This window comes from Pantoea sp. USHLN298 (assembly GCF_037149395.1).
In the GTDB taxonomy this organism is placed as follows: Bacteria; Pseudomonadota; Gammaproteobacteria; order Enterobacterales; family Enterobacteriaceae; genus Pantoea; species Pantoea astica.
In genome coordinates, this window is sequence record NZ_JBBCRO010000006.1 from 333865 (window position 1) to 348402 (window position 14538).

Here is a 14538-nt window from a genome sequence, read left to right on the forward strand (position 1 = left end):
TTTCAGACAGGATACGAATATGCAAACTGTGGGTACGCCATTACTCTGGGGCAGCTTCGCGGTTGTGGTGCTGATTATGCTGGCCATCGACCTGCTATTGCAGGGACGCCGCGGCGCGCAAACCATGACTTTTAAACAGGCCGCCGTCTGGTCGCTGGTCTGGGTGTCAGTTTCGCTGCTGTTCAGCGCCGCGTTCTGGTGGTATCTGGAAGGCAGCGCCGGGCGCGAAGTCGCTAACACTCAGACCCTCGCCTTCCTCACCGGCTACGTGCTGGAAAAAGCGCTGGCAGTAGATAACGTCTTTGTCTGGTTAATGCTGTTCAGCTACTTCTCGATTCCGGCGAACCTGCAACGCCGCGTATTGATCTACGGGGTATTAGGCGCCATCGTGCTGCGTACCATTATGATCTTCGCGGGCAGCTGGCTGGTAACGCAGTTTAGCTGGATCCTCTACGTCTTCGGCGCGTTCCTGCTGTTTACCGGTATTAAAATGGCGATGGCGAAAGAGGACGATCACGCAGTAGGCGACAAGCCGGTGGTGCGCTGGCTGCGTAAGCACTTACGCATGACCGACGCGCTTGATGGCGAGAAGTTCTTCACCCGCAAAAATGGTGTGCTGTTTGCAACGCCGCTGCTGCTGGTGCTGATTATGGTGGAACTGAGCGATGTTATCTTCGCCGTCGACAGTATCCCCGCGATCTTCGCCGTGACCACTGACCCGTTTATCGTGCTGACCTCAAACCTGTTCGCGATTCTCGGTTTGCGTGCCATGTACTTCCTGCTGGCTAACGTGGCAGAGCGCTTCTCGATGCTGAAATATGGCCTGGCCATCGTGCTGGTGTTCATTGGTATTAAGATGCTGATTGTCGATATCTACCACATTCCGGTCGGTATCTCTCTGAGCGTCGTCGGCCTGATTCTGGCATCAACCCTGCTGATTAATGCCTGGGTTAACCGCAAAAGAGACCAGAAAAAGATCGCACCATAATTACCTACAGGGGCAGCGGATGCCCCTGTTTTATTTTGCCGCCACCAGCAGCGACATTTCATACCTCTGTCACACTTCCCATATCCAGCATAATAAAAACCCGACATCCGCCACACTGGCAGAATTATCTCTTTTCTCATGCGATCTTTTCCTTATACTCCGCCGGGCAAACCGCTTTAGCCGCTGCAAAACATCGCCGCTAAAACTACATCCGCGACAAAATATAGAAAATACTATGCAGAAAACTCTCTCCTCACGTCTGGGCGCGCTATTTACAGGCAGCCTGGTGAAGCAAATCATGGTTGGGCTGATCGCCGGTGTGGCGCTCGCCTGGATTTCTCGCGATGCGGCGCTGGCCGTTGGGCTGCTGGGCGACCTGTTTGTCAGTGCGCTGAAAGCGGTGGCACCGCTGCTGGTCCTGATGCTGGTGATCGCCTCTATCGCTAACCACCAGCATGGCCAGAAGAGCAATATCCGGCCGATTATTGTGCTCTATCTGCTGAGTACATTTTTCGCGGCCGTGGTGGCGGTGGTGTTCAGCCATCTGGTGCCGCAGACGCTGACCCTGGCGGCTGGCAGCACCGAAATCACGCCGCCTTCCGGCATCACTGAAGTGCTGCGTGGCCTGCTGATGAGCATGGTGTCCAATCCGATCACGGCACTGATGAACGCTAACTACATCGGCATTCTGGTGTGGGCGGTGGGTCTCGGACTGGCGTTTCGTCACAGCAGTGACACCACCCGCACCTTACTCAATGATGCGTCTCATGCGGTGACCTGGCTGGTTCGCTGCGTTATCCGCTGCGCGCCGGTGGGTATTTTCGGTCTGGTGGCCTCGATTCTCGCCTCAACCGGCTTTGGCGCGCTGTGGCAATACGCTCATCTGCTGACGCTGTTAATCGGCTGCATGCTGCTGATGGCGCTGGTGGTGAACCCCTTGCTGGTGTTCAGCAAAATTCGTCGCAACCCTTATCCGCTGGTGTTTACCTGCCTGCGTGAAAGCGGCGTCACCGCCTTCTTTACCCGCAGTTCGGCCGCCAATATTCCGGTGAATATGGCGCTGGCGAAACGTCTGGGGCTGGATGAAGATACCTATTCGGTCTCCATTCCGCTGGGCGCGACCATCAGTATGGCGGGCGCATCAATCACCATTACGGTATTGACGCTGGCGGCGGTGAATACGCTGGGCATCAGCATTGATGTGCCGACCGCGATTCTGCTCAGCCTGGTCGCTTCGCTGTGTGCCTGTGGCGCGTCGGGTGTTGCGGGCGGTTCGCTGCTGCTGATCCCGGTAGCCTGTAATATGTTTGGCATTCCTAACGATCTGGCGATGCAGGTGGTGGCGGTCGGCTTCATTATCGGGGTACTGCAGGACTCAGCGGAAACCGCGCTGAACTCCTCTACCGACATTCTGTTTACCGCCGCGGTCTGTCAGGCGGAAGCCGAACGCGAACCGCGTCGCGCGTAATCAGCAGCGGTAAAAAGCAGCAAAAAGGCGGCTCGTGCAGGCCTGATGCTGATCAGTTAAGGTTAACTTTGCAAAGGCTGCCGCGGTCAAACGTGGCAGCTTTTTTTTGCGCGAGCGTGCCGGAGTGCGGGCCTGAGCGCCCTTTTTAACAACACGCACTGAAGCTTCAGAGCAGGCTGGGGTTGGGCAGGGGCAGGCAATCCGCAGCGCTGAACAGAATGAGTCTGTCAGGAGAGCCCGCAGGACGCGGGCGAAAGGCGGGGCGGCACAGGATGTGCCATCCCCGGCGGTCCGTCAGGCAGGCGAATGAAGTGAAGGAACCGCGCAGCGGCGCGAGGACCGCCAGCCCTTGAACGGCACCAGACTGCGTTATCACCGGTCGCTTAACTGACGGGCATTAGCCCATGCAGGCCGTCTTTTTATATTCAACGGTATAGCGCGCCAGCGCTGACAACGGCGAGTTTTGCCAGCTTACAGCGTTACCCCACTTTTGAAGATCGCCAGCTCGCGGAAGTCGTTCTTTTCGTTGTTGGTGAGCTGACCATTGGCAATCGCCACAATGGTATCCACGAAATCTTCCAGCATCTGATCCATGCTCATGCCATCAATCAGCCGTCCGGCATCAAAATCGATCCAGTGCGGTTTTTTCTCGGCCAGCGGCGTGTTGGTTGCCAGCTTCACCGTCGGGACAAAACCGCCATACGGCGTGCCGCGCCCGGTACTGAACAGCACCATGTGGCAGCCGGCACCGGCAAGAGCACTGGTGGCCACCGCGTCGTTGCCTGGCGCGCTCAACAGATTGAGGCCCGGCGTTTTCAGCCGCTCACCATACTTCAGCACATCCACAACCTGGCTTTGCCCCGCTTTCTGGGTGCAGCCGAGTGACTTCTCTTCCAGCGTGGTAATGCCGCCCGCTTTATTACCCGGTGACGGATTTTCATAGATCGGCTGCTGATGATCGATAAAGTACTGCTTGAAGTCGTTGATCATCGCGACCGTTTTACCGAAGATCGCCTCGTCACGGCAGCGGCTCATCAGAATGCGTTCCGCACCAAACATCTCCGGCACTTCGGTCAGCACGGTGGTGCCACCGTTGGCGATCATCTGATCAGAGAAGCGCCCCAGCAACGGATTGGCGGTGATCCCTGAAAAACCATCTGATCCACCGCACTCCAGACCGAATTTCAGCTCGCTGAGCTTGCCTGGCTCACGCTGGTCATAGCGCATTTTTTCATACAGCGCATGCAGGCGTTCCACTCCGGCTTCCACTTCGTCGTCATGCTGCTGGCAGACCATAAATTCAACCCGGTCGCTCTCAAACGCACCCAGCGTGTCGCGAAACGCATCAACCTGATTGTTCTCGCAGCCGAGTCCAATCACCAGCACCGCACCCGCGTTCGGATGACGCACCATGTTTTGCAGCATGGTACGGGTATTTTCATGATCCTGGCCCAGCTGAGAACAGCCGAAGGTGTGGCTGAACAGGAAGGCACCATCGATATCTTCCGCCTGCTGCGTCTCTTTCAGGAAACGTTGCAGGATCTGTCGGGCAATGCCATTGACGCAGCCGACAGCCGGCAGGATCCATAACTCATTGCGGATACCGACCTCGCCATTTGCGCGACGATAGATCTGCACTTCACGATCGCCCGGCTGCGGCGGAATGGTCACGAAGTCTGGCAGGTACTGATACTGATCCAGATCGCTGAGGTTGGTTCGGGCGTTCTGTGAATGGATCAGCTCACCCGCCACGATCGGCTGGGTTGCATGGGCGATCGGTAAACCATATTTGATCACCAGCTCGCCCTGAGCGATCGGCTGCAGGGCAAACTTATGCCCGCGCCCGACCGCCTGTTGCAGCGCCACGGAGAGCGCAGAGACCTCGATGGTGGCGCCAGCGTCTAAGTCACGCAACGCCACGGCGACGTTGTCGCGGGAATGTATTTTAATTGCGTCTTGCATAGCGTTATCTCAGTTGACTCAGCGCCTCACGCATTCCGTGGGCGATGATGTTTTGCAGGTGTCGGGCCACCACAGCCACCAGTCCGGGTCGCTGGGTTAAATCTTCGCCCCAGTGTTGCGTATCGCTTAGTACGCTCTGCACCAGTTGCTCCGGTGAAATCTGATCTGCCTGCAGCGCCGTCCATCCTTCGGCGTAGCGCTGCAGCCAGTGTGCATCATCCTGCAGCGGCCAGCTTTTTTCTGCCGATTCGCCGCGATAAAAAGCGATCAGCGCCGCCAGCGCAAAGGTAATGCGGGTTGGCCATTCGCCGTTTTGCTGATGCGCAGCCAGCAACGGTGTCAGCAGCCGGGTGCGGAATTTAGTCATGCCGTTCAGCGCAATCGACAACAGCGCATGGCGAATAAATGGATTGCGGAACCGGCGCTGCACCGCATCGGCAAAAGCGTGCAGCTCGCTGGCGGGCAGGTCGAGCGTCGGGATCACTTCGTCACGCAGCAGTCCATCGACGAAACCGGCAATCGCCGGATCGTCCATCGCCTCACCGACGCTCTCCAGCCCGGCGAGAAACGCCACCGGTACCATCGCGGTGTGCGCACCGTTGAGGATGGCCACCTTCTGCGCTTTATAGGGCGCAATGTCATCGACGTGGCGCACCTGCGGTGCCAGCGCGTTCAGCTTCAGCTCGGTAAACAGCGCCGAGGGCCCCTGAATCACAAACTGGTAGTAGACTTCACCCGCCACCAGATAACGATCTTCGTAGCCCAGTTCCGCTTCAATCTGCGCGCTTTCGGCCGGGAAGCCGGTAACGATGCGGTCCACCAGCGTGTTGTAGAAAGCACAATGCTGATGAACCCAGGTGTTAAATTCTGACGGCAGATGCCAGTGATCGGCGTAGCGCAGCACCCTATCGCGCAGCGTGTCGCCGTTATGGTCAATCAGCTCGCACGGCACCACCAGCCAGCCCTTGTCGCTGGCTCCGCCGAAGTGGGAATAGCGCGCCCACAGCAGCTGCGTCAGTTTGCCAGGGAAACTGCTGGCAGGCTGGTCGGTGAGTTGATCCGTCCCGACAAAGGCGATACCCGCCTCGGTGGTATTGGAAAATACCATCCGCAGATCGGGGTTGTGCGCCAGCGCCATAAAATCCCCGAACTGCTGATAAGGCTGAATCTCGCGGTTCAGGCTCCGAATCAGCCGGGTTTCGCTCACCGACTCGCCCTGGTCGTTCAGACCGCGAATCAGCGTGGTGTAGAGACCATCCTGCTGATTCAGGCTATCGCTGACCTCACGGTTACGCGGCCGCACCACCACGATCCCGGCATCGGTGCCCTGATGTTCGTTAAGCCAGTCAATCTGCCAGTCAATAAAGGCGCGCAGAAAGTTTCCTTCGCCGAACTGGATCACCCGGTCGCGATAGACCGCACCTGGAAAGTCGTGACGGTTTAGCCTTTTCATTCTCAGGCTCCCAGCTCAATGCCAAAGTAATCGCGGGCATTGTTGAAGCAGATGTTTTGCACCATCTCGCCTAACAACGCCTCATCCGCTGGCGCTTCGCCCTGCTCTACCCAGCGACCGATCATCTGGCACAGCAGACGACGGAAATATTCGTGACGGGTATAGGAGAGGAAGCTGCGGCTGTCGGTCAGCATCCCGACGAAGCGGCTGAGTAAACCGATCTGCGCCAGTTGAGTCATCTGACGCTGCATACCATCCAGCTGGTCGTTGAACCACCAGGCTGAACCGAACTGCATCTTGCCGGCCTGACCTTCGCCCTGGAAGTTGCCTGCCATGGTCGCCAGCACTTCGTTGTCGCGCGGATTCAGGCAGTAGAGGATAGTTTTTGGCAGCGCATTGTTGAGGTTCTGCGCCCCCAGCAGGCGGGCCAGCGGTTCCGCCAGCGGCTGATCGTTGATCGAGTCGAAGCCGACATCCGGCCCTAACAGCTGATACTGACGCGGGTTGGTGTTGCGTAACGCGCCAATGTGATACTGCTGCACCCAGCCGCGACGGGCATATTCACTGCCCAGCCATACCAGCACGGCAGTTTTGAACTGGGCGGTCTCGTGCGGGTCAGGTGCGGCACCGCTGCGGCGGCGAGCCAGAATGGCGTCCAGCGTGGCGTCGTCCGCCTCGGCATAGCAGACCACGTCCAGCGCGTGATCGGAGACTTTACAGCCGTGCGCCGCAAAGTGATCCAGCCGCTGATTAAGTGCGCTACGCAGATCGTCAAAACGCTGCACGCTGATGTCAGTCAGCTGCTCCAGCGTCTCAATCCACGGCAGGAAAGTTTCCGCTTCGATATTGAAGGCTTTGTCCGGCCGCCAGCTCGGCAGCACTTTGACCGTGAAGCTGCTGTCCTGTGCCAGTGCGTGGTGATGACGCAGATCGTCCAGTGGATCGTCGGTGGTGCCGACCATCTTCACCTTCATCTGCTGCATAATGCCGCGCGTGGTAAAGCTGTCCTGCGCCAGCAGTTCGTTGCAGCGATGCCAGATGTTATCCGCGGTTTTTTCCGACAGCAGCGTATCGGTAATGCCGAAAGGCCGGCGCAATTCCAGATGGGTCCAGTGATAGAGCGGGTTGCCGATGGTATGCGGCACGGTGCGCGCCCAGGCATCAAACTTTTCACGATCGCTGGCATCACCGGTACAGAGCGCCTCCGGTACGCCGTTGGCGCGCATCGCCCGCCACTTGTAGTGATCGCCTTTCAGCCAGATGTCATAAAGGTTTGCGAAGCGATAATTTTCGGCAATCTGCTGCGGCGGCAGGTGGCAGTGATAGTCGAAAATCGGCTGATCCTTCGCGTAGTCGTGATAGAGACGACGGGCGAACTCGTTATCCAGCAAAAAATCCTCGGTCATAAAACGCGACATAGCAACATCCTCATCAACTGAACCGCTAATGGCCCAAAGTTATCATACCAATTTAAGCCCGCTGCGGATTTATTTGCGATCCTGCTCACATAAACGGCGTTCTCTGTCGACGGTTATGGACACTTTTATCGGCTGTAGCGTGCTAAATGGCTGTCATTTCGCAGGTTTCCAGTATCCCACAGCGCAGAAAGGGTTTTTGTGATGGCTCTCAACTTTTAAAGTTGTATAACAAGTTAGGCTCTCGCTCCATCGTGAGGGTGTTTTGACTCACAAACGGCAAGGTCAGTTAAAGGTCGCTCAGACAGGACCTGCGGGCGTGAGCAGAGCTGCATCACGAGCTGTCCCGCTCCAGATAACAACAGCGGCAAGACCGCATACAGAACTGGAAGAGGTAGAGGATGCGTAAAATCAAAGGGTTACGCTGGTACATGATTGGACTGGTAACGCTCGGCACGGTGTTAGGCTACCTGACCCGTAACACTATCGCGGTGGCAGCACCCACGCTACAAACTGAGCTGCATATCACCACGCAGCAATACTCCTACATCGTGGCGGCCTATTCGGCCTGCTACACATTGATGCAACCGGTGGCGGGCTACGTACTTGATCTGCTCGGCACCAAAGTCGGATATGCGGTATTTGCCGTGCTGTGGGCCATCTTCTGCGCCGCAACAGCGATGGCCGGCAGCTGGGGCGGTTTCGCGCTGGCACGTGGTGCGGTCGGCGCGGCGGAAGCGGCGATGATCCCGGCGGGGCTGAAAGCCAGCAGCGAATGGTTTCCGGCTAAAGAGCGCTCGGTCGCGGTCGGTTACTTTAACGTCGGCTCCTCTATCGGGGCGATGCTGGCACCGCCGCTGGTAGTGTGGGCGATTATGGCGCACAGCTGGCAGATGGCCTTTATCATCACCGGCGTCCTGAGCATGGCCTGGGCGTTATGCTGGCTGGTGTTCTATAAGCACCCGAAACAGCAGACTAAACTCAGCGATGAGGAGCGCGACTACATCATTTCCGGTCAGGAAGCGCAGCATCAGACCGGTAACACGCGCAAAATGTCGGCACTGGAAATTATCCGTAACCGTCAGTTCTGGGGCATTGCGCTGCCGCGTTTTCTGGCTGAACCGGCCTGGGGTACCTTCAACGCCTGGATCCCGCTGTTCATGTTTAAGGTTTACGGTTTCAATCTGAAAGAGATTGCGCTGTTTGCCTGGATGCCGATGCTGTTTGCCGACTTTGGCTGCATTATTGGCGGCTATCTGCCACCGCTGTTTCAGCGCTGGTTCGGCGTTAACCTGATCGTTTCACGTAAACTGGTGGTGACGATGGGTGCGGTGTTAATGATTGCACCTGGCACTATCGGCCTGTTTACCAGCCCGTATGTGGCTATCGCTCTGCTGTGCGTCGGCGGTTTTGCTCATCAGGCGCTCTCGGGTGCCCTGATTACCCTCTCCTCTGACGTGTTTGGCCGCAACGAAGTCGCCACCGCCAATGGCTTAACCGGCATGGCAGCCTGGACTGCCAGCACCATGTTTGCGCTGGTGGTCGGCGCGCTGGCGGATACGCTGGGCTTCAGTCCACTGTTCGCCGCGCTGGCAGTATTCGATCTGCTGGGTGCCGTAGTGATCTGGACCGTATTGAAAAATAAACCGATTTCAGAGCTCACGCCTGCGGTAACCGCGCCACAGGGTGCAGTGGTTCGCAGCTAACCTGCCGGGCTGGCGCAAGCCAGCCCATTTCCTCGCCCGTCATGAAGTGGTATAACAACTCACTGTTTGTTACCTGGACTGTGCTATGGACCTCACTGAATCCCGTCGACTCTATCAACAGCTGGCCAGCGAGCTGAAACGCCGCATTGAAGCCGGGATCTATCCGATCGGCGAAAAGCTGCCTGCCGAGCGTCTGATTGCTGAGGAGATGGAGGTCAGCCGCACCGTGGTTCGTGAAGCGATCATCATGCTGGAAGTCGAAGGCTATGTTGAGGTGCGCAAAGGATCGGGTATCCATGTGATGGCCAGCCAGCAGCAGCATCGCATTGCTCCCACCAGCAGCCTGCTGGAGTTCGCCACTTTCGGCCCGTTTGAGTTACTGCAGGCTCGTCAGCTGATCGAAAGTAACGTCGCCGAGTTCGCCGCTACCCAGGTGACGCGTCAGGATATTATTGACCTGATGGCGATTCAGGAGAAGGCACGTCAGGAAGATCATTTTCGCGACTCTGAATGGGATATGCAGTTCCACGTTCGTATTGCCCAGTCGACCCAGAACAGCGCGTTAGCCGCCATTGTTGAAAAAATGTGGCTGCATCGCCTGCACAATCCTTACTGGCTCAAACTCCACGAGCACATCGATCAGCGCAGCATCCTCAGCTGGTGCGACGACCACGATCAAATCCTCAAAGCCCTGATGCGTAAAGATCCGGCCGCCAGTAAACTGGCGATGTGGCAACATCTGGAAAATACTAAACAGATGCTGTTCAATGCCACGGCGGATGACTTCGAATTTAACGTTGACCGTTACATGTTTGGTGAAAATCCGGTCATCCTGCCTGACGGGTCTAATAACGCCCGCTAACCGTGGTTAAAAAGCGCTCAACATGGTCAGTTAATCTGCAATAGTGTCAGGTCATGTAAAGCTCCTTTTTACACGCCGTTTCACAAGGTAAAACTCCTGTTCGCCGACGAGTTTTCCTGTCTCGGACAGGTGATTTTTGTTACAGTTATCGCCCTTTTCTTACCCTTTGCGACAGGGGTTTATAAAGTCGCTGATTTAACGATCAATTCTGGAAGGATCCGGAAAATCCTGCCCAGGCTGCGCGCCTAAAATTTACAACTAACTGCCAGTCTGTGCTCAAGTCCCGGTGGGACATGTTTAACAATGATGTTCAGGAAAGATTGATGGATATTTTGCAAGCGTTGCTGCATGCCTTGTGGCAACAGGACTACGAAACGCTTTCCGACCCCACGCTGGTATGGGCCATTTACGGCGTGCTGTTCATGATTCTGTTTCTGGAGAATGGCCTGCTGCCCGCCGCATTTTTACCAGGCGACAGTCTGCTGATTCTGGTCGGCGTACTGATTGCCAAAGGCACCATGAGTTTTCCGCTAACCATTCTGGTGCTGACCACCGGCGCCAGCCTGGGATGCTGGGTGAGCTATATTCAGGGCCGCTGGCTGGGTAACACGCCCACGGTGCAAAAATGGTTGTCACACCTGCCCGCCCAGTACCATCTTCGTGCCCACAGCCTGTTTCACCGGCACGGGTTATCCGCCCTGCTGATTGGCCGCTTCATCGCCTTTGTCCGTACTCTGCTGCCGACCATCGCCGGATTGTCCGGTCTGAGCAATGCCCGCTTTCAGTTCTTCAACTGGGTCAGCGCCTTCCTCTGGGTCGTCATTTTAACCGTGCTGGGCTTTGCCCTGGGCAAAACGCCGATTTTCCGCCGTTATGAGGATGAGCTGATGTTCTTCCTGATGATGCTGCCGCTGGCGCTGCTGGTGTTTGGCCTGGTGGGATCGCTGGTGGTGTTGTGGCGTAAACGACAGGCGGATCAAAACGGGAAAGCTGAGTAATGAAATTACTACAGGCTATTCCGAAACGGTGGTTACCCTGGGTGATCGCGGGCGTGTTTGCGCTGATTGCGATTGGCGTGGCGCCAACCCTGATGCGCCATGAAACGGTGGTGCAGATTCGCGTTTCCCATGCGGGCGCGACCCTGCCCGACGGCTTCTACCTCTACCAACAGCTCAGCGCTCAGGGGATTCGCATCAAAAGCATCACCCCATCTGGCGACGCGCTGATTATTCATTTCGACAGTGAAGAACAGAGTCTGGCGGCGCAAAAAGTGTTGCGTCGTCTGTTGCCTCAGGGCTTTATTGTGGCGCAGCACGAACAGTCTCAACGCCTGTCGCTGGCCTGATCTTCCCTTCCTCGCTGTTCGCATCTCAGACCCTGCCCACAGGGTTCGGGTCTGAGGTGAACTCTATCTCCCGGTGTTCTTTGAACTTTTTACCGCTGATGTCTATGCTTAACCGAGAGTTGATTCTCAGCACGCGCCGCAAGCAAACAGGCTGCGTGGTGACGGGTCAGGTAACAACGGAAGGTACCAAGCCTGATGAAATATCATCTGTTACTGGGAATGGCGCTGCTGTCGCTGTCAGGATCGTTGCTGGCGGCGGAGTCGCTGTGTCAGCAGAAAGAGCAGGATATCCAGCGTGAAATTGCGGTGGCGCAGAAGCATAACAATCAGCGCCGCGTTAACGGCCTGGAGCGCGCCCTGACTGAAGTCCGCGCTGACTGCACCGACAAGAAGCTGGAAGCAGCGCATCTGGAAAGAATTAACGCTCAGAAACAGAAAGTGGCTGAGCGCGAACACGAACTCAAGGAAGAGCGTGATGAGGGCCATGACAAGGACAAGATTGCTAAGCGACAACAAAAACTGGATGAAGCGCGCCGGGAGCTGAAGAAGTTACAGGCGGAGCCCTATTAATCGGAATTAATCTACTGATGTTAAAGGAGTATTTTATGTCTAAAGACACATCATCGGAACATTTGCGTGCTGAACTGAAAAACCTTGCTGACACGCTGGAAGAGGTGCTGAGCAGCAGCACTGAGAAATCCAAAGGTGAGCTGGATAAGCTACGTAACAAAGCGCGTGTGGCGCTGGACAGCTCCCGCGAGCGCTTAGGGGAATCCAGCGAGCGTATCGCTGCCACCACCCGCGAAGCCGCGCAGAAAGCCGAAGGCTATGTGCGTGAAAATCCATGGCATGGTGTCGGTATCGGTGCAGCGATTGGCGTCGCACTGGGCATCCTCATTTCGCGTCGATAACTATGGCAGATTCACAGCATAACCACGGCCCGGCTAAAGGGGTCATAAACATCGGCCAGCGTATTGTGACCACGCTGGTGGGTATGGTTGAGACGCGCGTCCGTCTGGCAGTGGTGGAACTGGAAGAAGAGAAAGCTAACCTGATACAGCTGCTGTTGATGGTCGGCCTGACGATGCTGTTCACCGCTTTTGGCCTGATGAGTCTGATGGTGTTGATCATCTGGGCAGTGGATGCGCAGTATCGTCTGATGGCCATCGCCATCACCACCGGCACGCTGTTCCTGCTGGCGATTATCTTCGGGCTCTGGACGCTACGTAAATCGCGTCAATCCACGCTGTTGCGCCACACGCGCAAAGAGCTGGAAACCGACCGCGGCTTACTTGAGGATCAACGTTAATGAGCCGCCGCGAGCGTGAAGAACGCATCCATGAACTGCTCAAGCATGTGCAGCAGGAGCGACTTGATTTAAGCGCTGCGCGCCGTGACTGGCTGGAAGGGACCGCCCATTACGACCGCGGCTGGTTTACGTTCCTCAGTTTACGGCGCTATCTGGCGATCGGCAGCAGCGCGCTGGCGATCTACTCGATTCGCAGTCCCAACATGCTGTTACGCTGGGCAAAACGCGGATTTGGTGCCTGGAGTACCTGGCGCATGATCAAGTCCGCTTTGCCGCCGCGTTAATCCTGCTTAAAGCCGGTCCTGAACGGACCGGCTTCTCTTCATCAGAATTTCTGAAAAACATCGACAGTATATATCGCTTACAACCTTTCCACGCCGCGACTATCATCTCCAGCTATCAACCCAATGAATGGCAGCACAGCTTTCAGCGGGAATAAACCCTGCGGGCAACCTGCCCTGCAATACTGATAGCGTTGGAGTAAATGATGAAAAAATTCGAAGATACTGGTCTGCTGCTGGCTCGCATCCTGATGCCAATTCTGTTCATTACCGCTGGCTGGGGCAAGATTACCGGTTATGCGGCAACCCAGCAGTACATGGAAGCGATGGGCGTGCCTGGCTTCATGCTGCCACTGGTTATCCTGCTGGAATTTGGCGGCGGCCTGGCGATTCTGTTCGGTTTCCTGACCCGTTTCACCGCCCTGTTTACTGCTGGCTTCACTATCCTGACCGCGTTTCTGTTCCACAGTAACTTTGCCGAAGGCGTGAACCAGCTGATGTTCATGAAGAACCTCTCCATTGCGGGCGGCTTCCTGGTATTAGGTCTGGTGGGTCCTGGCGCGTACAGCATCGACCGCCTGCTGAGCAAAAGAAAACCACAGGCTGCGATTGCACGCTAATCTGCCGTAACGCGTATTCACACATATACTTAACAGGGCGAGGAGATAACCTCGCCCTGTTTGCATTGGAGGCGATATGGGACAGTTAATTGACGGTGTCTGGCATGACACCTGGTACGACACCAAATCTACCGGTGGACGATTTAAGCGTTCAGTATCGGCATGGCGCAACTGGGTTACCGCCGATGGCAGTGCCGGCCCTGACGGGAAAGCCGGATTCACTGCCGAGCGTGACCGTTATCATCTCTATGTCTCGCTGGCCTGCCCGTGGGCGCACCGCACTCTGCTGATGCGTCAGCTGAAAGGGCTGGATAGCATGATTGATGTGTCCGTGGTGCATCCACTGATGCTGGAAAACGGCTGGACCTTTGATGATGAGTTTGAGGCAGCGACCGGCGATAAGCTATATCAGAACGAGTTTCTCTATCAGCTCTATCTGCACGCCGATCCGCACTACAGCGGCCGCGTGACGGTGCCGGTGTTGTGGGACAAGCAGCAGAACACCATTGTCAGCAATGAATCCGCCGATATCATCCGGATGTTTAACAGCGCGTTTGATGCGGTGGGCGCCCGCGCCGGCGACTACTATCCGGTTGCCCTGCGGGAGAAAATCGATGAGCTGAACGGCTGGATTTACGACACAGTGAATAATGGCGTCTACAAAGCAGGTTTCGCTACTTCACAGTCGGCCTATGACGAAGCGGTCACCGCGCTGTTTCATTCGCTGTCACGGCTGGAGCAGATCCTTGGTCAGCATCGTTACCTGACCGGCGATCAGCTGACCGAAGCAGATCTGCGGTTGTGGACCACGCTGGTCCGTTTTGATCCGGTCTATGTGACCCATTTCAAATGCGATCGTCATCGCATTGGTGATTTCATTAATCTGAGCGGTTTCCTGCGGGATATCTATCAGATGCCCGGTATCGCAGAAACAGTCAATCTGCCGCATATCCGTCACCACTACTATTGCAGCCACAAGACCATCAACCCGAACGGCGTGATTTCGCTGGGTCCGGCGTTTGACTGGGATGAGCCACACGGCCGCGGTTAAGCTCTTTGCGCATCACGCTATAAAGCAAAAACCCCGCCGGAGCGGGGTTTTTGGTAAAAAGCCGGCGCTGACCGTTAA

Annotated in this window: 15 protein-coding genes; 12 read left to right on the forward strand and 3 right to left on the reverse strand. The window is 56.3% G+C overall.

From position 1 onward, the window contains the following. Nucleotides 1-19: 19 nt before the first annotated feature. Complete coding sequence (locus tag WFK59_RS17270) at nt 20-988, forward strand: TerC family protein (protein WP_233987056.1); 969 nt, start codon at nt 20-22, stop codon at nt 986-988. 235 nt (nt 989-1223) lie between these two features. Continuing rightward, a complete protein-coding gene (gene sstT, locus WFK59_RS17275; RefSeq protein WP_293002020.1) occupies nt 1224-2456 on the forward strand; it encodes a serine/threonine transporter SstT in 1233 nt (410 codons plus the stop codon). A 471-nt stretch (nt 2457-2927) separates the two neighbouring features. Here sstT and WFK59_RS17280 read toward each other — a convergent pair whose 3' ends face one another. From WFK59_RS17280 to uxaC, 3 genes are read right to left on the reverse strand one after another with little or no spacing between them, the layout of a single operon-like run. Beyond that, nucleotides 2928-4418: a UxaA family hydrolase gene (locus WFK59_RS17280; protein ID WP_336756609.1), complete on the reverse strand. Its 1491-nt coding sequence runs from the start codon at nt 4416-4418 to the stop codon at nt 2928-2930. 4 nt (nt 4419-4422) lie between these two features. Continuing rightward, a complete protein-coding gene (locus WFK59_RS17285) occupies nt 4423-5871 on the reverse strand; it encodes a tagaturonate reductase (protein ID WP_233987053.1) in 1449 nt (482 codons plus the stop codon). 2 nt (nt 5872-5873) lie between these two features. Further along, complete coding sequence (gene uxaC / locus WFK59_RS17290) at nt 5874-7289, reverse strand: glucuronate isomerase (RefSeq protein WP_336756611.1); 1416 nt, start codon at nt 7287-7289, stop codon at nt 5874-5876. A 398-nt stretch (nt 7290-7687) separates the two neighbouring features. Between uxaC and WFK59_RS17295 the strand changes: the two genes are divergently transcribed. The 10 genes from WFK59_RS17295 (at nt 7688) to WFK59_RS17340 (ending at nt 14460) form a co-directional block, all read left to right on the forward strand. Then, nucleotides 7688-8992, forward strand: a complete 1305-nt coding sequence (locus WFK59_RS17295) for an MFS transporter (RefSeq protein WP_233987051.1) — start codon at nt 7688-7690, stop codon at nt 8990-8992. 85 nt (nt 8993-9077) lie between these two features. Continuing rightward, on the forward strand, nt 9078-9854 hold the full coding sequence (gene exuR, locus WFK59_RS17300) for a transcriptional regulator ExuR (RefSeq protein WP_233987050.1): 777 nt from the start codon (nt 9078-9080) through the stop codon (nt 9852-9854). A gap of 323 nt (nt 9855-10177) precedes the next feature. Further along, a complete protein-coding gene (locus tag WFK59_RS17305; protein WP_031377213.1) occupies nt 10178-10852 on the forward strand; it encodes a DedA family protein in 675 nt (224 codons plus the stop codon). After that, nucleotides 10852-11199 (forward strand): EnvZ/OmpR regulon moderator MzrA, encoded by a 348-nt coding sequence (gene mzrA / locus WFK59_RS17310; RefSeq protein WP_233987049.1) that lies wholly within the window; start codon nt 10852-10854, stop codon nt 11197-11199. The genes WFK59_RS17305 and mzrA overlap by 1 nt, the downstream gene beginning before the upstream one ends. 195 nt (nt 11200-11394) lie before the next feature. After that, entirely contained in the window at nt 11395-11769 is a 375-nt protein-coding gene (locus tag WFK59_RS17315) for a DUF1090 domain-containing protein (RefSeq protein ID WP_336756615.1), read from the forward strand. Between the two features lie 35 nt (nt 11770-11804). After that, nucleotides 11805-12110 carry a DUF883 family protein gene (locus tag WFK59_RS17320; protein ID WP_031377216.1) on the forward strand — a complete coding sequence of 102 codons (306 nt, stop codon included), beginning with the start codon at nt 11805-11807 and terminating at the stop codon, nt 12108-12110. Nucleotides 12111-12112: 2 nt separating this feature from the next. Beyond that, nucleotides 12113-12508: a phage holin family protein gene (locus tag WFK59_RS17325; RefSeq protein ID WP_233987047.1), complete on the forward strand. Its 396-nt coding sequence runs from the start codon at nt 12113-12115 to the stop codon at nt 12506-12508. Then, nucleotides 12508-12792 (forward strand): YqjK-like family protein, encoded by a 285-nt coding sequence (locus WFK59_RS17330; protein WP_233987046.1) that lies wholly within the window; start codon nt 12508-12510, stop codon nt 12790-12792. The genes WFK59_RS17325 and WFK59_RS17330 overlap by 1 nt, the downstream gene beginning before the upstream one ends. 203 nt (nt 12793-12995) lie before the next feature. Then, entirely contained in the window at nt 12996-13409 is a 414-nt protein-coding gene (locus WFK59_RS17335; protein WP_336756617.1) for a DoxX family protein, read from the forward strand. A gap of 76 nt (nt 13410-13485) precedes the next feature. Next, nucleotides 13486-14460: a glutathione S-transferase family protein gene (locus WFK59_RS17340; RefSeq protein ID WP_233987045.1), complete on the forward strand. Its 975-nt coding sequence runs from the start codon at nt 13486-13488 to the stop codon at nt 14458-14460. Nucleotides 14461-14538: the final 78 nt, after the last annotated feature.